The sequence below is a fragment of the Glaciibacter sp. 2TAF33 genome, from assembly GCF_052114945.1.
In the GTDB taxonomy this organism is placed as follows: Bacteria; Actinomycetota; Actinomycetes; order Actinomycetales; family Microbacteriaceae; genus Cryobacterium.
In genome coordinates this window covers 40,620-62,867 of the sequence record NZ_JBFRFS010000007.1, presented here as the reverse complement: position 1 = coordinate 62,867, position 22,248 = coordinate 40,620, and the positions used below count along the sequence as shown (strand labels likewise).

Sequence of the window (22,248 nt, the reverse complement as noted above, 5' to 3'; positions counted from 1 at the left end):
ACCGGCAGCGCAGTCGGGGCGGGCCGGTGATCACGAGCGGATGCCCCGGCCCCGAATGTCGGTCGGCGTGCGTATCGTTGTCAGTGATGCCAGACAACGCGACCCCCGACGATTCCGAACACTGGCTCAGCGACGCTGAACGCCGCAGGCTGAGTCGTGCACAGAACGACCGGGCGCTCGTGGCATCCCTGGCGTTCACCGGGCTCGTGGCGTCGTTCATGATGACGCTGGTCACTCCGTTGCTTCCCGAGTTGCCCGGCCTGCTCGGCGTCTCCACCGCGGATTCGCTCTGGGTGGTCACGGCCACACTGCTCGCGGCAGCGGTCGCGACCCCGATCGGCGGCAGCCTCGGCGACCTGTACGGGAAGAGGCGGATGCTGCTCGTCCTGCTGGGCAGCCTGATCATCGGTTCCGTGATCGCGGCCTTCTCGTCGAGCCTGATCCCCCTGGTGATCGGGCGCTCCCTGCAAGGCGCGGGTCTCGGTGTGATCGCCCTCGGCATCAGCATCCTCCGCGACGTCCTGCACCGGGACAAGCTCGGAAAGGCGGTGGCCCTGGTCAGCGCGACACTGGGCATCGGCGGTGCCGTCGGGCTGCCGATCTCGGCCCTCATCTCGCAGTACCTCGACTGGCACTTCCTGTTCTGGGTGTCTGGCGCTCTCGGCGCGATCGGATTCATTCTGGTGCTCACCCTGGTCCCGGTGAGCACCCTCCGCAGTGCCGGACGCTTCGACTACGCCGGCGCCGCTGGATTCGCGGTCGGCCTGGTCGGCATCCTGCTCGCGGTGTCCAAGGGCAACGAGTGGGGCTGGACCAGCCCGCTCACCCTGGGGGTGGGTCTCGGCGGCGTCATCGTCCTCGGACTGTGGGCGTTGTTCGAACTGCGCATCACGCATCCGCTGATCGACCTGCGGGTGGCGACGCGTCGCAGCGTGCTCTTGACGAACCTGGCGTCGGTGACCGTCGGCTTCGCCTTCTTCGCCACCGCGGTCGCCCTGCCGCTCCTGCTCGAAGCGCCGGTCGACACCGGGGTGGGGCTGGGCCAGAGCATGCTGGTCGCGAGTCTCTGCCTGATGCCCAGCGGCCTGGTGATGTGGGCGCTGTCGGGCACCGCAGCCCGGCTCACGGCCCGCCGCGGCGCACGCACCAGCCTGCTGCTCGGAATCGTCATCATCGCCATCGGTTATGCCGTCGCGGTGGGCCTGATGACCGAGGTCTGGCACACCGTGCTGGTGGCAACGCTGGTCGGGTTCGGCGTGGGATTCGCCTACGCGGCGATGCCGACGCTGATCATGGCGGCGGTCCCCTCCAGCGAGACCGCAGCATCGAACGGCCTGAACTCGGTGATGCGCACCCTGGGATCCACCGCGGCGAGCGCCGTGATCGGCCTGATCCTGGCCGGGAATGTCGTCACAGTCGGCGGGGTGACCACGCCAACGGCGTCCGCCTTCCAACTCTGCTTCGCCGTCTGTGCCGCCGCGGCGATCATCGGCGCAGTGCTCACGCTGCTGCTGCCGCGCCGCCAGCCGCAGTACAAGACGGCGAGCCTGCCCGTCCAGTCCTGACCGCCGCGCTCATCGAGTGCCGGCTAAAGCCGGTTCACCGCGGTCACCTGCAGCACCGCCTCGCCGGCCTCGTCCGACGCGGCCAGATCGACCGTGGCGCTGATGCCCCAGTCGTGGTCGCCGGCCGGGTCGTCGAAGATCTGGCGAGCGGTCCAGACGGATGCCCCCTCATCCAGGATGAGGAGGCCCGAGCCGCGCGCATCCGCTCCGGTGAGCACCTGGTCATGTTCGGCGAAATAGCCGTCCATGGCATCCGCCCACGCACCGGCGTCGAAACCGGACCCCGCGTCCAGTTCGCCGAGGGCGTCGTACTGCTCGAGGGCGGCCAGCTGCACCCGGCGGAACAGTTCGTTCCGCACCAGGACCCGGAAGGCACGCACGTTCGTGGTGAGCCGCTTCGGCGCGGGCGGCAGCACCGCATGCGCACCGGCCTCGTGCGCGGCGAGGTCGGGGTGGATCATCTCCTCCCACTCGTCGAGGAGGCTGGAGTCCACCTGCCGCACCAGCTCGCCGAGCCACTCGATCAGGTCGAGCAGGTCCTCGGTCTTCGCCTCGTCGGGAATGGTCTGCCTTGCGGCCCTATACGCATCGGAGAGGTACCGCAGCACCACGCCCTCGCTCCGGGCCAGCTTGTAGAACGCTATGAACTCGCCGAACGACATCGCCCGTTCGTACATGTCCCGCACCACCGACTTCGGCCGCAGCTCGAAATCGGCGATCCAGGGCTGCGAGAGCTTGTAGGTGTTGAACGCGTAGGTCAGAAGCTCGTCGAGCGGCTTGGGATGCGTGACCTCCTCGAGCAGGGTCATCCGCTCGTCGTATTCGATCCCGTCGCGTTTCATCGCCGCGACGGCCTCACCCCTTGCCAGGAACTGCTGACCGCTCAGCACCGGGCGGGGGTCGTCCAGGGTGGCTTCGACGATGGAGATCATGTCGAGCGCGTAGGCGCCGGTGCCTGGGCCTGTCGAAGGGTCGGTCCCTGGGCCTGTGGAAGGGCCGGGGTCGAGCAGCTCGAACGCGGCGAGCGCGAACGGCGACAGCGGCTGGTTGAGCGCGAAGTTGGGCTGCAGGTCGACGGTCAAGCGGATGCGATCTGCCTGCCCGGGAACCGGCGTCTGTTCCACGATCCCCGCCTCGCGCAAGGTCTTGTAGATGCCGAGGGCGCGCCGGGCCAGCGCGAGCTGGCGCTTCCACGGTTCGTGGTTGTCGAAGACCAGCGCGTGCGCGTTGGCGTAGGCATCGGAGTGCGCCGACCCCGAGCCGCGCGCGATCAGGTTGATCAGCATCGCGCTGGTCATCTGCATGCTCGAGGTCAGGGTCTCCGGTTCGGCCTCGACCAGGCGCCGGAACGACGGCTCGCCCCAGGACACGAAGCCCTCCGGCGCCTTCTTGCGGATGATCTTGCGCTTCTTCTTCGCGTCGTCGCCGGCCTTCTCGATCGCCTTGAGGTTGTCGGTCTCGTGTTCGGGGGCCTGCACCACCACGGTGCCGGCGGTGTCGTAGCCGGCCCGGCCGGCGCGGCCGGCGATCTGGTGGAACTCCCGGGCGTTCAGCTGCCGCATTTTGGTGCCGTCGTATTTCGTGAGCGCGGTCAGCAGCACGGTGCGGATCGGCACGTTGATTCCGACGCCGAGGGTGTCGGTGCCGCAGATCACCCGGAGCAGGCCGCGCTGGGCCAGCTGCTCCACCAGCCGGCGGTATTTCGGCAGCATCCCGGCGTGGTGCACCCCGATCCCCATCCGGATCAGCCGGGACAGGGTCTTGCCGAAGCTGGTGGTGAACCGGAATTCGCCGATCAGCGCGGCGATCGCGTCGCGCTGCTCCCGGGTGGCGACCTTGGCGCTGGCGAGCGCCTGCGCTCGCTCCAGCGCGGCGGCCTGCGAGAAGTGGACGATGTAGACGGGGGCCTGGCCGGTGTTCAGCAGTTCCTCGACCGTCTCGTGCACCGGCGTGGTCTCGTAGTAATAGTGGAGGGGAACCGGCCGTTCCACGCCCGTGACGACGGCAGTCGGCCGTTCGGTGCGGCGGGTGAGGTCGTCGGCGATCGAGGTGACGTCTCCGAGCGTGGCGGACATCAGCACGAACTGCACGCGCGGCAACCCGAGCAGCGGCACCTGCCAGGCCCAGCCGCGATCCGGGTCGGAATAGAAGTGGAACTCGTCCATCACCACCAGGTCGACCGGGGTGTCCTCGCCGTTCCGGAGCGTGAGGTTGGCAAGGATCTCGGCGGTGCAACAGATGATCGGGGCGTCGGAGTTCACCGAGGAGTCGCCGGTCATCATGCCCACGTTCTCGGCGCCGAAGGTCTCGACCAGGGCGAAGAATTTCTCGCTCACCAGCGCCTTGATCGGCGCGGTGTAGAAGCTGCGCTTGCCCGCGGAGAGCGCAGCGAAATGCGCTCCGACGGCGACCAGCGACTTCCCGGTGCCGGTTGGAGTGGAGAGGATCAGGTTGGCGCCGGAGACGATCTCGATCAGCGCCTCCTCCTGCGCCGGGTAGAGCTGCAGGCCCTGCCGGCCCGCCCACAGCTCGAACGCCTCGAACAGCACGTCGGGATCGGTGACGTGCGGGAGCGCTTCAAGTGATGGCATGGTCCTTTGATCCTGCCTTATCCCAGTGACAGCCGGATGCCCCGGGCGTAGTGTCGGAGGCGGCCGCGCGTGACAGGGCCTGCATGAAGGAGGAATCTGATGGGTTTCGACCAGTACCACGAGCCGGCCGACGAGCTCTCGGCCGAGACCCGCACCTTCGCACGCATGTGCGCCAATCTCACGGAGGAGGCGGAGGCGATCGGCTGGTACGAGCAGCGGATGTCGCTCGAGCCGGATGAGACGTCGAAGGCGATCATGGCCGACTCCCTCGGCGAGGAGTTCAAACACTTCAGCATGGACCTGGAGTTCCTGCTGCGGAAGAAGCCGCTGTGGCGTGAAACCGCCCGGGGCATCCTCTTCCAGGACGGTGACATCGTCGAGAACGGCGAGGCGGCGGAGGCGGCCGCCGGGTCCGGCTGTGGTTCCGGCGGTGCGGCGGATGCCGGCGGCTCGGTTTCGGCGTCGTCGCTCGGCATCGGCAGCTTGAAGGGAAAGGGGCTGTGACCATGGACCACCTGCTGCGCGGACACGCGCCGGTCTCCGACGCGGGATGGGCGCTCCTCGACGGCGAGGCGAAACAACGGCTGGTCGCGGCGCTCGGCGCACGCAAACTCGTCGACTTCGCCGGGCCGTTCGGCTGGACCTATTCGGCCACGAACCTGGGCCGCACCGAACCTGTGCTGCACACACCGGTGGACTCGGTGAAGGCCCGCCGCCGCGTGGTGCTGCCGGTCACCGAGGTGCGCGCCGAGTTCACCGTCTCCCGCTCCGAACTGCTCGACTTCGACCGCGGCGCTGCCGACACCAACCTCGACGACCTCGACGATGCGGCCATGTTGATGGCGCGCACGGAGAACGTCGCCGTCTTCCACGGCTGGCAGGCGGCCGGGATCACCGGCATCACCGAGGCGTCCCCGCATGAGTCGGTGCCGCGGGTGACAGACTTCAACGACTACCCGCGGCGGGTGGCGAAGGCCGTTGAGGTGCTGCTGGCCAGTGGAGTGAGCGGACCGTACGGGCTGGCCGTCGGGCCGGCCGACTACACCGCCATCATCGAGACCGCCGAGCACGGCGGTTACCCTCTGTTCGACCACCTGCGGAAGATTCTCGACGGGCCGATCGTCTGGGCACCGGGGGTGCGCGGCGGGGTGGTGCTCAGCCTCCGGGGCGGTGACTTCCTGTTCGAGTCCGGCGAGGACCTCTCGGTCGGCTACGACTACCACGACGGCGAAGACGTGCACTTGTACCTCGAGCAGAGCTTCAGCTTCCGTGTCGCCACGCCCGAGGCGGCGATCGCCTTGTCCGCCGAGTAGCCGCACCCACGCGTCTACGTCGTTCCCCGTTGGCCTCGGTGCACAACTCCTGCAAAACGTGGCGGCGGTGCACCCCGCTCCGGAAATCACGCAGCCTGTCGCTGTCGTGGCTGCGGATTGCAGGAGTTATGAGCACGCGGTGCGCGGCACGCCGTTGCAGGCGGCGGCCCTCCACGAGCAGCGGGGACGCTTCTGCCTCAACCCGTGTCGACTGCGTAGCTCCCGGCCGCGACCGCGAGTGACCCGGCCGCTCGGTGCATAACTCCTGCAAAACATAGCCGTCGGTGCACCCTGCCCCCGGAATCACGCAGCCTGTCGCTGTCGTAGCCGCAGATTGCAGGAGTTGTGAACTTTTTCGACCCAGGCATGACACGTCGCAGTCCGGCGAGTTGGTACAGGGGCGGCTGGGTCGGGGTCGGGCGAACCCAGACCCCGGCCGGTCATCGCTGGCTGCTGCGGATGAAAGACTGGACACATGACGATCATCGCTGCCGCGGACGGCTCCGCCCTGGGAAACCCCGGCCCGGCCGGATGGGCGTGGTACGTCAACGACTCCTGCTGGGCGGCCGGCGGCTGGCCTCACGCCACGAACAACCAGGGCGAGCTGAAGGCCGTGCTCGAGCTGTTCACGGCGACGGCTCACCTGGATGAGGACCTCCTGGTGCTCTGCGACAGCCAGTACGTGATCAACTCGGTCACCAAGTGGATGCCGGGCTGGAAGAAGAAGGGCTGGCGAAAAGGCGACGGCAAACCGGTGCTGAACCTCGAGCTGCTCAAGGAGATCGACGACGCACTGGTCGGTCGCCGCTACAAGTTCGAGTGGGTCAAGGGACACGCCAACCATCCCCTGAATGAAGCAGCGGATGCCCGCGCCCGTGCGGCGGCCGAAGCCTTCCAGCGCCGCGCTCCGGTCCCCTCCGGACCGGGCTGGGTTCGCGCCGGCGATGCTGCGCGCGCAGCCCAGGCAGCCGCCAAGGCCCCCGCGGCCCGGGGAGCAGCGACAACCCCGGCGCCCGCGGCGCGCACCCCGACCGCGACCGTCAGCCAACCTGAGTTGTTCATGTTCGATGACGACGCACCCGCTGCTCGTGATCACACGGTCACCCTCACGCTCAGCGACGACGAGCACGCCAGGCTGCTGCAACGCGCCCGCGTGCGCGGTGTGAGCGTCGAAGACCTGCTGCGTGCTCTGATCTGAGGGTCGTGAACGGATGCCTAGCTCGTTGATTCTGGACCTCCTGCTGCTGTTGCTGCTGCTCGGCTGCGTCATCTCGGGCTACCGCAGCGGCCTGCTCCGGAGCCTGTCGGTGATCGTCGGTGTGGTCCTCGGCGGGATCGCCGCGTACTTCGTGGTGCCGCTCGTCGGTGGATGGGTGACCGCACCGGAATGGCGCACCGCTGCGACGCTGGGCGCGGCGGTGGTACTCGTGCTGGCCGGCCTGTCGCTCGGTGAGACGGTCGGCCACGTCGTGCGGCGGCGCACCAGTCGCAGCCGGCTGAAGCTACTCGATCGAGTGCTCGGCGCCGTGGTCACGGCCGTCGCGGCCGCACTCGTGACGTCGATGCTGGCGTTCAGCGTCGGAACGCTGGGGATTCCGTTCCTCTCGTCGGCGATCGCCTCCTCGCGTGTGATCGGCACGATCGATGCGCTCACACCGGATCCGGCGCAGAAGTTCCTCGCCCAGCTGCGTTCGGTGGCGATCGAGGAGGGGCTCCCGCAGATCGTCGACGCGTTCAACGGCCCGAGCCCGGAGATTCCGAGCGTCGTCACCGGCAGCCCGGCGCTGGACGTCGCGGCCCGCTCGGTGGTGCGGATCACCGGCAACGCGTACGCCTGCGGGCAGAACCAGTCCGGCAGCGGATTCGTGGTCGCCCCGGGCCGGGTCGTCACGAACGCCCACGTCGTCGCGGGAGTGAGCGCGCCGGTCGTGGAGTCGCCCGGCGGCGACGCCGTGCAGGGCAAGGTGGTGTACTTCGACCCGGTCGACGACCTCGCGGTGATCGCCGTCGACCGGCTGTCCGCTGCCCCGCTGCAACTCACGACCAACCTTGCCCCGGGCACCAACGCCGTCAGCGACGGCTACCCGTTCGGCGGACCGTTCGACTCGGGGCCCGCGCAGGTGATTTCCGTCAGCAGCCAGGGCGTCGCCGACATCTACGGCCAGAATCCCACCCCGCGGCAGGTGTACACGCTGGCAGCGGATGTGCAGCACGGCGAGTCCGGCGGTCCGCTCCTCAGCGAGGCCGGCCAGGTGGCCGGGGTCGTCTTCGCGAAGTCCGCGAACACGGCGAATGTCGGCTACGCCCTCGGGATGGACGAGGTGCAGCCGGTGGCCGCCCGGGCCGCGGCCCTGAACGCCGAGGTCTCATCCGGGAGTTGCGTCCGAGGGTAGGCATCCGCTTTCACGTTCCCGCCGAGGTCTCCCTCCCTTCGCCGAAAACGCACTTGTTGGGGTTATCCGGCGCTCATAACCCCAACAAGTGCAGGTTCGCGGAGGGCGGGACGGACGGGCGGACGGACGGGGGGAGGGCGCCTCAGGACGACTGCGCAGCGTCGTGCGCCCACCCCGCGGCGACCAGCGCGGCCGCACCCTCGCGCAGTCCGCGACGCCAGAGCGTCCAGTCGTGGCCACCGCCGTAGACGCGGAATTCCGCCGTCACCCCTGGCACGCGTTTCGCCCGGTTGTACAACGTGGCGGCCTCGTAGTCGAGGTCGTGCCTGGCGTTCCCGGCGCGGTTCGCGTACTCCTGGTCGCCGACGGCGATGAACATCCGAAGCGGCAACCGCGGGTCGAAAGCCGCGAATCCGGCCGGATAGCTCAGCGCCCGATACCGTTCCGGCTCGAACCGGCTCGCGCCCACGCCGTACCCGCCGAACTCCCGCGCCGACGATCCCTCCGGCGGCACCGGCACGTACAGGGCCGGGCTCAGCAGCAAGGCGGCCGAGAACAGCTCCTGGTGGGCGAGCGCGTACCGGAGCGCTCCGGCCCCGCCCATCGAATTACCACCGACGCCCCGCGCCGACCGGTCGGTGACCGTACGGAACCGGCCGTCGACGAACCGCACCAGATCCGATGTCAACGCCGTCTCCACCGCCACCCCGGGCGCGGGTGGCCCGGTGTACAGCGAGTCCACGTAGTACCCGCCGCGGTCGTTCCACGGCGCGTCCGGCATCACCACGATCAGCGGCGGGACCACACCCTCGCCGATGAGTTCGTCGAAGTCGCCGCGGAGCGCGCTCCAGTCCGCCTCCGACCCGCCGCGACCATGCAGCAGATAGAGCGACGGATGCCGTCCCTCGCCGCCGTCATACCCCGGCGGCAGGTAGATGGTGCAGTCGATGGTCCCGGCCACCGCGGCGCTCGGCGCCGATTCCCTCACCAGCCGGCCGCGGGCGGTCATCGTTCCGGTGCCTCCGATTCCGCGGGTGGCCGGGTCGGCAGCCCGCTGGCTTCCGCGAGCGCCAGGGTCGACCGCGCCCGCCCGAGCATCGCCGCGTCCACCATCTCGCCCGACTCCAGGGTCGCCACCCCGGCCAACGCCGCCCCGCCCTGGTCCAGCGCGGCCAGGACCTGCCGTGCCCAATCCTCCTCGGCCGCGGTGGGGCGGAACACGTCGATGATCACCGCCAGCTGGCTCGGGTGCACCGCGGTTCGGCCGACCCAGCCCAGGGCGCGTCCACGTTCGGTGTCGGCTCGCAGGCCGTCCAGGTTGCGGATGTCGGTGAACGCAGACAGCATCGGTGCCGGCAGCCCGGCCGCGCGGGCCGCGTAGAGCACCCGGATCCGGGCGTAGTCCATCACCGCGGCGGCCGGGGTGCCGAGGTCACTGGCCAGGTCGGACTGGCCGAGGGCCAGCCGGGTGACCGCCGGATGCCGCGCGATCAGCGCAGCGTTCTCGACACCCCGCGCGGTCTCGAGAAGCGGGGTGAGGGCACGGCCCGGCGCGGCCCGCACGATCCGGTCGAGGTCAGACGCCGCCTCCACCTTCGGCACCCGCAGCTCGAACGAGGCGTCAGACCCGGCGAGTGCGGCCAGGTCGGCGTCGCTGTCCGCGTTCACCCGCACCTGGATGACCGGGCCCCGCGCGACGGACAGGGAGGGCGACCCGCGGGCAGACAGCCACCCCGCCACGGCGTCCCGGGCAGCCTGCTTCCGGTCGGCGGCCACGGCATCCTCAAGATCGAGGATCACCAGGTGCGCACCGCTGGCGACCGCCTTGTCGAAACGGTCGGGACGGTCTCCGGGCACATACAGCCCGGTGATCAACGGGTGATCGAGCGAGTTCACACGATGCCCTGTTCTTTGAGCGCCGTCAGCTGTTCCCGGCTCACGCCGATCTCCTCGAGCACCGCGTCGGTGTCGCGGCCGTGTGGCCGCCCGGCCCAGCGGATGCCGCCGGGGGTCCCGGACAACCGGAACAGCACGTTCTGCATTTTCAGCGGTCCCAGCTCCTCGTCGTCCACCGTCTGGATGGTACCGATCGCCCTGTACTGTGGGTCAGCGAGGATCCCGCGCACGTCGTACACCGGCGCGACCGCAGCCTGCGCCTCCTCGAACGCGGCCAGGACGTCGGCGGTGCTGCGCAATCCGATCCAGCTCGACACTGCATCGTCCAGCTCGTCGGCGTGCTCGGCCCGGGTGTGCCCGGACGCGAACCACGGCTCGGTCACCAGTTCCGGCCGGCCGACCAGCCGCAACACGCGCTCGGCGATGGACTGCGAACTCGTCGAGACCGCCACCCAGTCGCGGTCCGCGGTCCGGTAGACGTTGCGCGGCGCGTTGTTCACCGACCGGTTGCCGGTACGTTTCTGCACCGTGCCGAGCTGGTCGTAGGTCGTGATCTGACCGCCCAGCAGCATCAGGATCGGCTCGATGATCGCCATGTCGACGACCTGGCCGGAGCCGCCCTGCTCGACCGCATGCAGCGCGACCATGATGGCGTAGCTCGTGGCGAGGGCCGCGATGCCGTCGGCGAGGCCGAAGGGCGGCAGCGTCGGCGGACCATCAGGTTCACCCGTCAGAGCCGCGAACCCGCTCATCGCCTCGGCCAGGCTGCCGAAGCCGGGTCGGCCGGAATACGGCCCGACCTGCCCGAAGGCGGTGACCCGCGCGATCACCAGGCGCGGATTCACCTCGTGCAGCTGCTGGGGTCCGATCCCCCACCGCTCAAGCGTGCCGGGCCGGAAGTTCTCGACCAGCACGTCGGCGTCCGCCGCCAGCTTCAGCAGCAGTTCAGCGCCGGTCGGGGTGCCGAGGTTGAGGGTCGCGGTGCGCTTGTTGCGCCCGAGCGTCTTCCACCACAGGTTCACGCCGTTCTTCGCGGGGCCGTGCCCGCGCGACGCATCCGGTTTGGCGGGATGCTCGATCTTGATCACGTCGGCACCGAAATCGCCGAGGAAGGTGGCGGCAAGCGGCCCCGCGAACAGGGTCGAGACGTCCAGTACCCGGACGCCTGTGAGAGGTCCGACCCCACCCGCCGGGCTGATGGTGTGCTCGCTCATCGGGTTTCCACCTCCGGGTCCGTCCTGTCCCACGCAAGGCGGAAACCGATGCTTGTGGAGCGCTCGACACCCAGGCCCGCGAGCAGGTATTTGAGACTGAACTCAGGTGCACGTGCGCCGCCGTCGACGTACCAGTCCGATCCCACCGACGCGTGGGCGCTCCCGCCCTTCAGCATCACGAACCGGGTGATGCCGTCGCTGTGTTCGCTCTCCGTCCAGTTCCAGACGAGGGGCGAACCACGCCGGAAGGCCGGGTCGGCGGCGGCGACCTGCCACTCGAACTCGGTCGGCAGCCGGGCGCCTGCCCAGGCCGCATAGGCGCGGGCGTCGGCCAGGTCGACCAGGCTGACCGGCGCGTCAGGATCGACCGGCCGACCGTCGAAGTCCGCCGCTCCGGTGTCCGCCGCTCGGGAGTCCGCCGCCAGGAACCGATGCGCCGACACCGGCGCGTACCCGGTCGCCGCCAGGAAAGCGTCGAACTCGGCTCGGGTGACCTCGGTCGCGGCGACGGCGACCCGTCCGAGCGTCACGGTCACGGTCTCGGTGCGGTGATCGTGCAGGCGCGGCGGCAACGGCTTCCACTCCTCCACGTATGGCGCCCCCTGGTACATGCCGGTCTCGCGCCGGCGGTGCGCGACGACGAGCTGCCGGGCGCCCGGCTCGACCAGAATGGCGCCGGGAGCCGGCGATGTGACGGCCGAGTTCCCCGGCGGGCGGCGGCGGGCGACCCGCGCCGGGAAGATGGCGTCAGCATCGAATGCGGCGGCGGGCGGGACCTCGATCGAGTTGTCGCCGCCGTCGGCATCGGCACCGCCACCGGCCAGCAGCCCGGAGAGCCACTCCGGGTCCGGTGCCGGGGCAGCGTCCGCCACGGCGAGGATGCCGGCGACACCACGGGCGGGAATTGTCACGCGGACGGCGGCAGTGAAGCCGGTCGCTCCGCCTGTCGGCAGGGTGACTCCGGCGGTCACGTCGAACAGCCGGGCACCCGCCGGAACCACCCCGTCGTCGAGCACCGGCCCGCTGTAGTCGGTCGTCCCCCGGTTGACGACCGTCCAGAGCGTCGTACCGCCGAGCCTGAACCGGGAAACATAGACCCGGGCGGCGAGCGCCTCCGGCGCAGCATCGACCAGCGGGGCCCAGTCGCCGTCGACCAGAACCGGGCTGAGCGCCCGCTGCACCCGCAGCATCCGTCGCAGCGTTCCCCGGTCACGGGAGTTCCAGCCGACCCAGACCCCGAACACGGCGTCCCACACCAGGATGCCGGTGCCGTTCATCCACGCCGACTGCAACTCGTCGCTATGGTCGCGATTCCAGCGTCGCGTGGAGTGCATCATGTGACGGCGCTCGTACCAGTGCGCACGCATCACGCCCGGGGCCTCGCTGTCGGCGAACCACTGCGCCCAGCTGAGCTGGTGGTCTTCGATGCGCAGGTTGGGCACCCGTGACTCCCCCTCCAGCACCTGCGGCGGATCGGCGTGCAACAGCGCGTCGATGAGGGCGGAGTCTCCCTCCTTCATGGTGTCGAGGAACACCCCGTCGACGCCGAGCTCGCCCACCAGGAGCGCGAGCTCCTCCGGGTCTGCGTGCGGTGCGCGGCGGGTGCCGGTGTCCCACGGGTTGTAGTCGATGAAGACCTTGAGGCCGCGTTCGTGCAGGCGGGCGATCACGTCGGCGAGGCCCGGAACGTCGCGGTAGAAGTCGAACTGGTTGCGGTCGTCGATGCCGATGATCGGGTAGGCGTGCCACAGCACGATGCCGTCGAAACCGCCGTAACCGCTGGTTGCGTCGAGGAAGGAGTCCACCGTGAAGCGCTGCGCCCTGTGGTCGAACAGCCGCTCGTCCCAGAGCCAGGTGAGGGCGACGCTGTAGCAGGAGCGGGTCCAGCGGGAGTGCTCGAGCTCGTAGGCTGCGCCGCTGTACTGGAGCCGGGCCTGGGCTGAGGCGCGCCAGTCGGCGAGGGCCGCACGCCATGCGGGCCAGTCGTCCGGGTCCTCCGGCGCGGCGAAGATCTTGGCGATGTCACCCACCGCAGGGTCGAGGGTCGGGCTGCCGGGCAGCGGCAGCACGGTCGGCAGGTCGATGGCCCGCGGCACCAGCGGATTGATCTGGTTGGTGTTGGCTTCGTCGGCGTCAACAACGGCGTCCAGAACCGCGTCTGAGCCGGCGCCCGAACCCGCGTCCGAGCCGGTGTCGGTATCCGGCTTGTGCGTGTGAGTGCTCATGCGCCGACCCCCACCTCGGCCACCGCCACCGTGCGCCGGGCGAGTTCGTCGAAGGCGCGGCCGTCGAATCCCGGCACGCTGGAGGCCAACCGGTTCTGCAAGGGGCCGGTCCAGCGATCGGGCAGAGCGGATGCCCCGGCCAGCGCACCACAGATCGATCCGGCCGTAGCGCCGGTCGAGTCGGTGTCCCAGCCGCCCGTGACGGCGAGGGTGATCGCCGTCTCGAAGTCCCCACGGCTGCGGGTGAGGGCGAAAGCGAGCAGCGCGGCGTTGTTCAGCACGTGCACCCAGTGCAGGTGCCCGTAGTCGGCGTACACGGCATCGAGCGCCGCCCCGACCGGAAGGTCGCCCGTTCCGAGTTCCCGGCCACGGGCGATGGCGGCGGCGTACCTGCTGCCCGGTGGCACGACGGACAGCCCGGCGTCGATGACCTCGTCCACGGTGTCTGCGACGACCGCCGCCGAGCAGGCGGCGGCCGCGAACAACGCGCCGTAGAGCCCGTTGCGGCCGTGGCTGAGGCGCGCGTCGGTGTAGGCGAGCCGCGCGGCCGAGCGGGGGTTGCTGGGGGACGCCCAGCCGTAGACATCCGTTCTGATCTGGGCGCCGATCCAGTCGCGGAACGGGTTCTGCGCCAGGCCGGCGACGTCGGGTTCGTAGCCGTCGAGGAGGTTGCGGTAGGTGATGCGTTCGGCCGTGAAGACTCGGCCGCCGGGCAGGTTGGCCAGCCAGGACTGGGCGACATCGTCCGTGCTGAAGCCGTGGCCGACTCGTTCGAGCAGGTCCAGGGCGATCAGCGGAAAGTTGAGGTCATCGTCTTCCGGCATGCCGTCGATGTTCTCGACCAGGCTGGTGGGGCGGCTGCGGCGGTTCCACGGATACTGTTCAGCCACCTCCGGGTCGAGGCCGATTTCGGTGAAATACGAGCCGACCGGCCAATTGCCGGTGGACTCCGCAATCGCGCGGATGCCCTCCCGCGGTATCTTCTCCACCGGTTTTCCGAGCAGGCAGCCGGCAGCGCGGCCGAGCCAGGCGCCATGCACCCGGCCCCGGAGGTCGTCAGCACTGCCCGCGACCGGCAGGGTGACGGTTTCCGGGCTGAGCGCGAGGATGGCGTCGAAGTCGTCGGGTTCGAGGGCCAGCAGGTCCAGGGGCGTGGGCAGCGTGTCGATCTCGGCGAGCAGGTCCCGGGCCAGCCGTTGCACGGAGGGGGTGGCCGGGTTCGGGGAGGCGCCGCTGACCGCCGCCTCGCCGCCGCCGGCCTGCTGCCAGCGGCGACGGATGTCGCCGACGTCGCGGCCGTCGAGCTCGGCGGCGACGAGGGCGTGGGGCACCAGGTCTTCGGGTTGGGTCCAGCTGAGCCGCAGCATCAGTTGCGTCCGGAAGGGACCGGTGCTGCGCCAAGCGCCTCGAGGGTGTCACGGCGCGCCTCGACCCTGGCCTGGTCTTTCGCCCAGACCTCCCGTGCGACGGTAGCCATGGTCGGACCGGACGCGGTGATGTCCATCCGGCTTCCGGTGTTGATGTCCTCGATCCAGTGCCGTGGCACGCCGGCCAGCCCGCTGAGCGCCCCGGCGATGGACCCGGCCATCACCGCGATCGAGTCGGAGTCGCGGCCGTAGTTCACCGCGCCCAGCACCGACTCCGAGTAGTCGCCGTCAGCGGCGAGCAGCATGCCGAGCGCGATCGGCAGTTCCTCGATCGACTTGGTGCGGCTGGGGATGCGGGCATCGCGCGCCGGCGCCCGGTAGTGGGGGCCGACGGTGTCGAACGGTTCAACAGCAGCACGCAGGGTGGCCAGTCCGCCCCGCCAGTCCGTGACGGATGCCGCGGCGTTCGCCACCGCGTCGATGGCGTCGCGCGTTCCGTCCTTCGCCAGCCCCAGCGCGACGTCCACCACCTGTGACGGTGTGGTGCCGGGCCGCATCGCGGCGGCGACCGCCGCCGCATAGACCCCGGCCGCCTCGCGCCCGTAGCTGGACTGGTGTGCGCCGGCCACGTCGATCGCCTCAGCGTATGCCGCCTCCGGCGCCCCGGCGTTGACGATGCCGATCGGTGCGACGTACATGGTGGCGCCGCAGTTGACGATGTTGCCGACCCCGGCCTCACGCGGGTCGATGTGCCCGTAGTGGAGTCGCGCGACCAGCCACTTCTCGGCGAGGAAGATGCGGTGCAGGAGCAGCGCCTCGCTTTCCAGCTCGGGGATCCACCGCTTGTCGCCGATCAGCAACGGTACGAGGTGGTCCGCGACCGAGTAGGCGTCGAGGTGGTCGCGCACCGTGGCGTAGACATCGACCAGCGCGTTGGTCATCAACGTGTCATCTGTGACGTGGCCGTCACCCTTGTGGTACGGGGCGATCGGCCTGGCGGTCTGCCAGTCCGGAAGGAACGGGCCGACGATTCCGGTGATGAATCCGTCGTACCGCTCCTGGATGGCCTCCGGCGTGTTGCCTTCCGCGGCGCCGCCGAGCGCGTCGCCGACGGCTGCTCCGGCCAGGGCTCCGGTTGCTTTGTCCTCGAGCAGATCCATCCTGGTGTTCTCCTTTTGTGATTCCGTGATTGTGCGTGTCAGTGGTCGAGCCTGGCGGTGGTTGAGTCTGTCGAAACCCGGTCTCGGCAGGCTCGACCACCGCGCGTCGGCTAGCCGCCGACCGAAGCCCAGCCGTCGGTCAGCTGCTTCTTCAGGTCGTCCAGGCTGATCGAGTTGGCCAGGTACTGCTGCAGGGCAGGCGTCGCGAACTGGTCTTTCCACTGCGGGTAGTTGGTTGCGGCCTGGAAGGGCGCGGCGGAGAGGCTCTCACCGGACTTCAGCATCGCCTCCCAGCCGTTCTGGCCCTTTGTGTCCTTGGCGACCTGGTCGCGTGCCGACGACGAGGCGGGGATCAGCCAGTCACCCTCGGCAAGCTTCGCCTGGTTCGACGCCTTCATGAAGTAGTCGATGAACTTGGCCGCCTGCGGGATGTGCTTGCTCTCAGCAGCAACCGACATGGTCTGCGGGTTCGCAGCCTGCGTGGTCCCGGCGGAGCCGGCCAGCGGCGGCAGAACCACCCAGTTGAATCCGCTGGGCGCGGACTCGGTGATCTGCTGGGCGACGTAATTGCCGCCGACGTACATGGCATAGGTTCCGTCGAAGAACCCGGGCAGCACGTCGGTGCCGCTCTGGGTCAGCGAGACCGGGTCGAGCGAACCGTCGGTGTAGGCCATCTCGTTGATTCGCTTCGGCACCTGGAGTTCGGCGTCGCCGACTTTGATCGTGGAGGTGTCGCCCTTGTTGGTGAAGAACTTGCCGTCGAAACCGAGGGCCAGGTTCATCACGGTCGCGGTCGGAGACTTCAAGCCCCAGCCGACGCCGAACTTCCCGCCCGCGGTCAGCTTCTTGGAGACGGCCTGGAAGTCATCCCAACTCAGTTTGTCACCAGCCGGAACCTCGACGCCTGCCGTTTTGAAGGCATCCGCGTTGGCGAACACCACGTACGACTGCATCAGGGTCGGTGCGGCGACAATGCTGCCATCCTGCGCGGTGACGGTGCTCCAGACGTCCTTGGAGACGTCCTTCTTGACGTCGTCGCTGAGGTATTTGGTCAGGTCGGCCAGGTAGCCCTGGTTGGCGAAGCCCATGATGTCGGCCGACTCGTCGTGGATGATGTCCGGCGCGGTGCCGCCCTGGAACTGCGTGACCAGCTGGTCGTGCACGTTGTCCCAGCTGCCCTGCTGGAGTTTGACCGTGATGTCGGGGTTATCCTTGTTCCACGAGTCGACGATGTCCTTGGTGGCGGCGATGGTCGAATCCTGGAAAGCCAGGCTTTGGAACGTGAGGGTGACTTTTCCCTCCGCAGGTGCAGCCGTATTGGCGGCGCCTCCTCCTCCGAATGCGCAGCCTGTCATGACCGTTGCGACCGCGATCGCGCCGGCGGCTAGTGCAGCCCGTCTTTTCATGTCACTACTCCTTTGTGTGTGATTGCGTGTGATTACAGGGTGGTGTTCTCTTGGCGCTGGGCATTATCCCTTGACCGCTCCGCTCAGCAGGCCCGACGTGAGACGCCGCTGGATGAGAGCGAAGAAGACCAGGCTGGGAATGGTGGCCAGGAGGGAGGCGGCAGCGAGTTGTCCGAGCTGCACCTGCCCCTCAGCTCCCACGAAGCGGGCCAGCGTGAGCGGAAGGGTCTGCAGTGCCGGATCCTGGATCAAGACCAGCGCGAAGAAGAATTCGTTCCAGCTTCCAATGAACGTGAACAGGCTGGTGGCGACAAGGCCGGGGGCCAGGAGCGGCAGGACTATCCGGCGCAGGATCAGAAGACGGGACCCGCCGTCCATCGCGCCGGCCTCCTCGAGCTCGACCGGGATGCCGGCGACGTAACCCTGCAGCATCCACAGCGCGAACGGCAGGGACCAGACCGTGTACACCAGCACCAGGCCGACGAGGTTGTTGATCAGGCCGACCTGCTTCAACACCAGGAACAGCGGGATGATGATCAGGATGAACGGGAACACCTGGCTGAGCAGGATCCAGCCGGTCGCCACCGTGCGCAGCTTGGTGCGGAATCGCGCCAACGCGTAGGCCGCCGGCAGCGAGATCACAGTGACGATCAGGGTGGTGGCCACCGCCACGAACAGGCTGTTGGCGGCCGATTGCAGGAGGTTGGCCTTCACGATGGCCTGGCCGAAGTTGTCGAAGTTGAACTGGGCCGGCAGGAAGGCCGGGTTCGGTGACAGCAGTTCCTGGGGGGTCTTGAACGCGGTGAGCAGCAGGAACAGCAACGGGAAACCGAGGAAGACGACATAGGCGGCGAGCGCGAGGTACTGCAGCGGTCGGCCGATGCGACGGGCCGCACGGCTGGTGGCCATCGGCGCGGACTTGGCGGTGATGGTCTGGCTCATGACAATCTGCTCCGTGACTGGCTGCGGAGGTACAGGAACAAGAACACGGAGATCACGATGACCATCACGTTGCCCATCGCCGCCGCGTAGCCGAAGTTGCCGTAGCGGAACGCCTCGTTGTAGGCGAACAGCATGGGCAGCATGGTTTGCCCGCCCGGGCCGCCCGCGGTCAGCACGAACACCAGGGCGAACGAGTTGAAGTTCCAGATCAGGTCGAGCGTGGTGATCGCGATGATGATCGGGCGAAGGGCCGGGAGTGTCACGTGCCAGAACCGGTGCAGCACCCCGGCGCCGTCGATGGCCGCGGCCTCGTGCAGCTCGGTGGGCACATTCTGCAGCCCGGCCAGCAGGGTGATGGTGGTCTGCGGCATTCCGGCCCAGACGCCGACGACGATGACGGCGGGAAGGGCGGTGGAGAAGCTGCCCAGCCAGTTGGTGTCGCCGGGAAGTCCCAGGAACTCCATCGCGTTGTTGATCGGGCCGTAGCTCGGGTTCAGCATCAGGCGCCACATGATCGCGATGACGACCGGCGGCATCGCCCACGGGACCAGGGCGAGGGTGCGGGCGATCCAGCGGAGCTTGAGGTCCAGGTTGAGCAGCAGGGCCAGCCCGAGGGAGGCCAGGAATTGCAGGATCGTGACACCGAACGCCCAGACCAGGCCGATCCGGAAGGAGTTCCAGAACAGTTCGTTGCTGAGGAGCCGGCTGTAGTTGTCGAGGCCGTTGAAGGTGACGACGGCGCCGAGGCCCGCCTTGGCATCCGTGAAACCGAGCAGGATTCCCTGCACCAACGGGTAGACGCTGAACAGCACCACCGGAATCAGGGCGGGAAGCACGAGCAGCCACGCCTCGCGGCCGCCGGAGCCGGCGGGTCCGGTGGAGCTATGCTTGCGCCCCGGCCGGGTTGGCGGCTTGGCCGGCATCCGCGCCGGTTGCGCCTGGACTGTACTGGTCATTCCGGATCGCCTCCCTTGGTGCTTTCGGCCCGGCGCGCCGATGATTCGCGGATTGTGAGCCGGGGTTCGATGACCCGTCGCTGCACCGGCGCATCCGGGTTCTCGAGCCGGCGGACCAACAAACGGGCGGCCGTGCGGGCGCGCTTGGCGGAGCGTAGGTCGACGCTCGTTATGGACGGTGTGGTGAGCTCGGCGATGTCGGTGTCGTCCATACCCACCAGGGCGACGTCGTCGGGCACCGATATGCCGCGCCGGGTGAGGACCTTGAGGGCGGCTACGGCGAGGAGGTCGTTCGCACACACGATCGCGTCGGGCGTGGCCTGGTCGAGGAGGGCCCCGGCGGCGGCAAGGCCCGCCTTGAAGGTGAAGTCGTCGGCCGTGACCTGCAGGTCACCGTGCATCGGAAGGTCCCGGTTGGTCATGGCCTTGGCGTACCCGCGCAAACGGGCGGCGCCCGGAACCGTGTCGACCGGGCCATTGATGAATGCGATGCGCTGGCGGCCCTGTTTCACCAGGTGCTTGACCGCCAGCTCCATGCCGGCCTCCGAGTCGGCGCGAACGCTGTCCAGCTCGACGTCCGCGGGCAGTGACCCGATCACCACAATCGGCAGCCGACTGGTGCGGAGGGTGTCGATGAGCTCTTCGGTCACCCGCAGCGGGCTGAGGATGAGCCCGTCGGCGAAGCCGCGGTTGAGGCTGTTGAGGAGCCCGATCTGGTCGGCCGCCTCGCTTCCGGTGGACGACACGACCAGGCGATAGCCGGCATCCGCTACCACCCGGGACACCTCGTGCATCATCTCCACGTACACCGGGTTGCCCACGTCGGCCACGGCGAGGGCTATCTGTTCGGTCTTGCCGACCTTGAGCGATCGCGCGGTGGCGTCGGCGACGTAGCCGAGGTCGTTCGCGGCGCGCTGCACCCGCTCGGTGACGTGGGCCGAGGCCGAGAGGCCGTTCAGCACGCGGGAGACGGAGGCGATCGATACCCCGGCGCGTTCGGCGACGAGTACCAATGTCGACTTCTTCGTCTCTGTCATCGTGCTCCCTGCGTCTTCGGTGGACCGGTCGTAAACGTTTACAAGAACGTTTACAGCGACTCTAATCCTCGTGCCGGCTTGGCGCAAGGGGCGATTCGCGATGTCTCGGTCGGTGCGCTCGCCGCGAGGCGAGAGTGCGCCGGTGCGGCACTTGCGCCCACATGCGTGAGTTGCGCCGTTGCGCGGCACTTGCGCCGCTATGCGGGTGCCACGCCTGGCGCATAACGGCCCAACTGCCGCACATCGCCCTCGTCCCGCAGCCGCTCGCCCGGCACCCGGCACCCCGCACCCTATGCGGGAGTTTCGCACCTGTGCGGCACTTGCGCCGCTATGCGGGTGGCACGCCTGGCGCATAACGGCTCAACTGCCGCACATCGCCCTCGTCCCGGCTGCGGGACCCCACCCGGCGGCGCCCGGCCGCCCGGCGGCGCCCAGCCCCCCAGCCGTGGGGAGCCCCGCGCGGCCCCACACCTACGACGCCCGGCGGCGCGGCCACGCGCGCCGCCGCACACCGCGCACCGTCGAGTGCCATCATGGGATATGCCTAATGCAGAGCTGACGGACTCGACGCGACGACGCCTGGAGCGCCGCCTCCGTACCGAACGTGCCGACATCGACGCCGAGGTGAAGCAGCTCACCGGCACCCTCGACTCCGTGCGCGATGCCCGGAGCGACGCCTCGGCCGACGACGAGCACGACCCGGAGGGCCCGACGCTGTCGGCCGAATGGTCGCGTATCGCCGGGGTGCACACCGAACTGACCCAGAAGTCGGCGGCGATAGACCGGGCCCTGCAACGCATCAAAGACGGAACTTACGGCATCTGCGTCCGCAAGGGCGAGCCGATCAGCGCTGACCGCCTCGAAGCGCGTCCCGCCGCGGAACTCTGCATCGACTGCGCCCGCGAGCTCGAGGCCCGCCGCTAGGATTTACAGCCCTTCGCCGGCCTGCCTCGCGGCCACGAGCGGGCACTCGAAGGGGTCCTTCTCCCCCAGCCCGACCCGGTTGATGTAGCGCAGCACGATGCCGTACGACTCGAACAGGCCGGCCTGCGTGTATGGCACACCGAGGTCGACACACGCGGAGTGGATGATCGGTGCCGCGCTCCGCAGGTGCGGGCGCGGCATTGACGGGAACAGGTGGTGCTCGATCTGGTAATTCAGCCCTCCCATCGCGAAATCGAGCACGCGACCGCCACGGATGTTGCGGCTCGTCAGCACCTGTCGTCGGAGGAAATCGAGTTTGAGACCGGGCGGAACCAGCGGCATCCCCTTGTGGTTGGGCGCGAACGACATGCCCATGTAGAGCCCGAACAGGCCCAGTTGCACGGCGAGGAACGCCGCGGCCGTGCCGGGTGAGAGCACCAGGAAGACGAGAACGAGGTAGCCGGTGATCCGCACCAGCAGGAAACCGGCCTCCACCCAGCGCCGGGTGAGCTTCTCCCTCATGAACACGCGGTGCACGCTGGACGCGTGCAGCGAGACGCCCTCGAGCAGCAGGACCGGGAAGAAGAACCATCCCTGGTGGGCGATCAGCCATGCGGCGATCGGGGGGCGGCGGGCGGCGACCTGGGCCGGGGTGAAAGCGATCACCGGCAGGTCGATGTCGGGGTCCGCGCCTTCCTTGTTCGGGTTCGCATGGTGACGGGTGTGCTTGTGCTGCCACCAGCCATAACTCATGCCCACGAATAGGTTGCCGAGCACCAGGCTGGTCCAGTCGTTCCACTTGCCGGAGCGGAAGATCTGCCGGTGTGCCGCATCGTGCCCGAGGAACGCGGTCTGGGTGAAGACGACCGCGAACAGGGCGGCGACGCCGAGTTGCCACCACGAGTCACCGACCAGCAGGAACAACCCGACGCACAGGGCGAAGACCACCGGCACCGCGATGAGCTTGATCCAGTAGTAGCCGTAGCGGCGGCGCATCAGCCCGGCGTCCTGGATCCGCCACGACAAGGCGACGTAGTCGTTCACCTCACGACCGGGTTCTCGCTGCCGTGTCCTGGCGCCCGGGGCGACCGGGTGACTGACGATGACGACATGTGCCTCGGTCATGGTGGCTCCCGAATGACGGACCGAATATCTGCCGGACACCGGGGTCTGGGGCACCTGTTCTCACAGTACGTCGCAGCGGATGCCGTGGGCCGCTCTGGCAGCAACGTCACAGGTTCGCGCGGGGTCGCCGCCTG

General features: G+C 69.0%; 18 protein-coding genes. 6 read left to right on the top strand and 12 right to left on the bottom strand.

All coding sequences use genetic code 11. The features are described from left to right. Positions 1–86 precede the first annotated feature (86 nt). Entirely contained in the window at positions 87–1,565 is a 1,479-nt protein-coding gene (locus AB4Y94_RS08515; RefSeq protein ID WP_441727302.1) for an MFS transporter, read from the top strand. Between the two features lie 23 nt (positions 1,566–1,588). Here AB4Y94_RS08515 and AB4Y94_RS08510 read toward each other — a convergent pair whose 3' ends face one another. Continuing rightward, a complete protein-coding gene (locus AB4Y94_RS08510) occupies positions 1,589–4,156 on the bottom strand; it encodes a DEAD/DEAH box helicase (protein ID WP_441727301.1) in 2,568 nt (855 codons plus the stop codon). A 99-nt stretch (positions 4,157–4,255) separates the two neighbouring features. Between AB4Y94_RS08510 and AB4Y94_RS08505 the strand changes: the two genes are divergently transcribed. From AB4Y94_RS08505 to AB4Y94_RS08490, 4 genes are all read left to right on the top strand, one after another. Then, entirely contained in the window at positions 4,256–4,660 is a 405-nt protein-coding gene (locus AB4Y94_RS08505; protein WP_441727300.1) for a ferritin family protein, read from the top strand. A gap of 2 nt (positions 4,661–4,662) precedes the next feature. Next, on the top strand, positions 4,663–5,469 hold the full coding sequence (locus tag AB4Y94_RS08500) for a family 1 encapsulin nanocompartment shell protein (protein WP_441727444.1): 807 nt from the start codon (positions 4,663–4,665) through the stop codon (positions 5,467–5,469). A gap of 475 nt (positions 5,470–5,944) precedes the next feature. Next, positions 5,945–6,667 (top strand): RNase H family protein, encoded by a 723-nt coding sequence (locus AB4Y94_RS08495; RefSeq protein ID WP_441727298.1) that lies wholly within the window; start codon positions 5,945–5,947, stop codon positions 6,665–6,667. Between the two features lie 13 nt (positions 6,668–6,680). Continuing rightward, on the top strand, positions 6,681–7,862 hold the full coding sequence (locus tag AB4Y94_RS08490; RefSeq protein ID WP_441727296.1) for a MarP family serine protease: 1,182 nt from the start codon (positions 6,681–6,683) through the stop codon (positions 7,860–7,862). Between the two features lie 142 nt (positions 7,863–8,004). Here AB4Y94_RS08490 and AB4Y94_RS08485 read toward each other — a convergent pair whose 3' ends face one another. The 10 genes from AB4Y94_RS08485 to AB4Y94_RS08440 all read right to left on the bottom strand — a co-directional run bounded on the left by AB4Y94_RS08485 (position 8,005) and on the right by AB4Y94_RS08440 (position 20,065). Next, positions 8,005–8,871, bottom strand: a complete 867-nt coding sequence (locus AB4Y94_RS08485) for an alpha/beta hydrolase (protein ID WP_441727294.1) — start codon at positions 8,869–8,871, stop codon at positions 8,005–8,007. Continuing rightward, on the bottom strand, positions 8,868–9,758 hold the full coding sequence (locus AB4Y94_RS08480; RefSeq protein ID WP_441727292.1) for an HpcH/HpaI aldolase/citrate lyase family protein: 891 nt from the start codon (positions 9,756–9,758) through the stop codon (positions 8,868–8,870). Before AB4Y94_RS08480 ends, AB4Y94_RS08485 begins: the two co-directional genes overlap by 4 nt. Continuing rightward, positions 9,755–10,972 carry a CaiB/BaiF CoA transferase family protein gene (locus tag AB4Y94_RS08475; RefSeq protein ID WP_441727290.1) on the bottom strand — a complete coding sequence of 406 codons (1,218 nt, stop codon included), beginning with the start codon at positions 10,970–10,972 and terminating at the stop codon, positions 9,755–9,757. The genes AB4Y94_RS08480 and AB4Y94_RS08475 overlap by 4 nt, the downstream gene beginning before the upstream one ends. Beyond that, complete coding sequence (locus AB4Y94_RS08470; RefSeq protein ID WP_441727288.1) at positions 10,969–13,197, bottom strand: SUMF1/EgtB/PvdO family nonheme iron enzyme; 2,229 nt, start codon at positions 13,195–13,197, stop codon at positions 10,969–10,971. The genes AB4Y94_RS08475 and AB4Y94_RS08470 overlap by 4 nt, the downstream gene beginning before the upstream one ends. After that, positions 13,194–14,564 (bottom strand): ADP-ribosylglycohydrolase family protein, encoded by a 1,371-nt coding sequence (locus tag AB4Y94_RS08465; RefSeq protein ID WP_441727286.1) that lies wholly within the window; start codon positions 14,562–14,564, stop codon positions 13,194–13,196. The genes AB4Y94_RS08470 and AB4Y94_RS08465 overlap by 4 nt, the downstream gene beginning before the upstream one ends. Continuing rightward, on the bottom strand, positions 14,564–15,724 hold the full coding sequence (locus AB4Y94_RS08460) for an ADP-ribosylglycohydrolase family protein (protein ID WP_441727284.1): 1,161 nt from the start codon (positions 15,722–15,724) through the stop codon (positions 14,564–14,566). The genes AB4Y94_RS08465 and AB4Y94_RS08460 overlap by 1 nt, the downstream gene beginning before the upstream one ends. Positions 15,725–15,834: 110 nt before the next feature. Next, positions 15,835–17,130 (bottom strand): ABC transporter substrate-binding protein, encoded by a 1,296-nt coding sequence (locus tag AB4Y94_RS08455; RefSeq protein ID WP_441727282.1) that lies wholly within the window; start codon positions 17,128–17,130, stop codon positions 15,835–15,837. Positions 17,131–17,193: 63 nt separating this feature from the next. After that, a complete protein-coding gene (locus AB4Y94_RS08450) occupies positions 17,194–18,072 on the bottom strand; it encodes a carbohydrate ABC transporter permease (protein WP_441727280.1) in 879 nt (292 codons plus the stop codon). Then, positions 18,069–19,028 (bottom strand): carbohydrate ABC transporter permease, encoded by a 960-nt coding sequence (locus AB4Y94_RS08445; protein WP_441727278.1) that lies wholly within the window; start codon positions 19,026–19,028, stop codon positions 18,069–18,071. The genes AB4Y94_RS08450 and AB4Y94_RS08445 overlap by 4 nt, the downstream gene beginning before the upstream one ends. Beyond that, positions 19,025–20,065, bottom strand: coding sequence for a LacI family DNA-binding transcriptional regulator (locus tag AB4Y94_RS08440; protein WP_441727276.1), 1,041 nt, complete (start codon positions 20,063–20,065; stop codon positions 19,025–19,027). The genes AB4Y94_RS08445 and AB4Y94_RS08440 overlap by 4 nt, the downstream gene beginning before the upstream one ends. 540 nt (positions 20,066–20,605) lie before the next feature. Here AB4Y94_RS08440 and AB4Y94_RS08435 point away from each other — a divergent pair. After that, positions 20,606–20,989: a TraR/DksA family transcriptional regulator gene (locus AB4Y94_RS08435; RefSeq protein WP_441727274.1), complete on the top strand. Its 384-nt coding sequence runs from the start codon at positions 20,606–20,608 to the stop codon at positions 20,987–20,989. A 3-nt stretch (positions 20,990–20,992) separates the two neighbouring features. Here the strand turns inward: AB4Y94_RS08435 and AB4Y94_RS08430 are convergent, their stop codons facing one another. Next, entirely contained in the window at positions 20,993–22,114 is a 1,122-nt protein-coding gene (locus AB4Y94_RS08430) for a fatty acid desaturase family protein (protein ID WP_441727272.1), read from the bottom strand. Between the last annotated feature and the right edge of the window lie 134 nt (positions 22,115–22,248).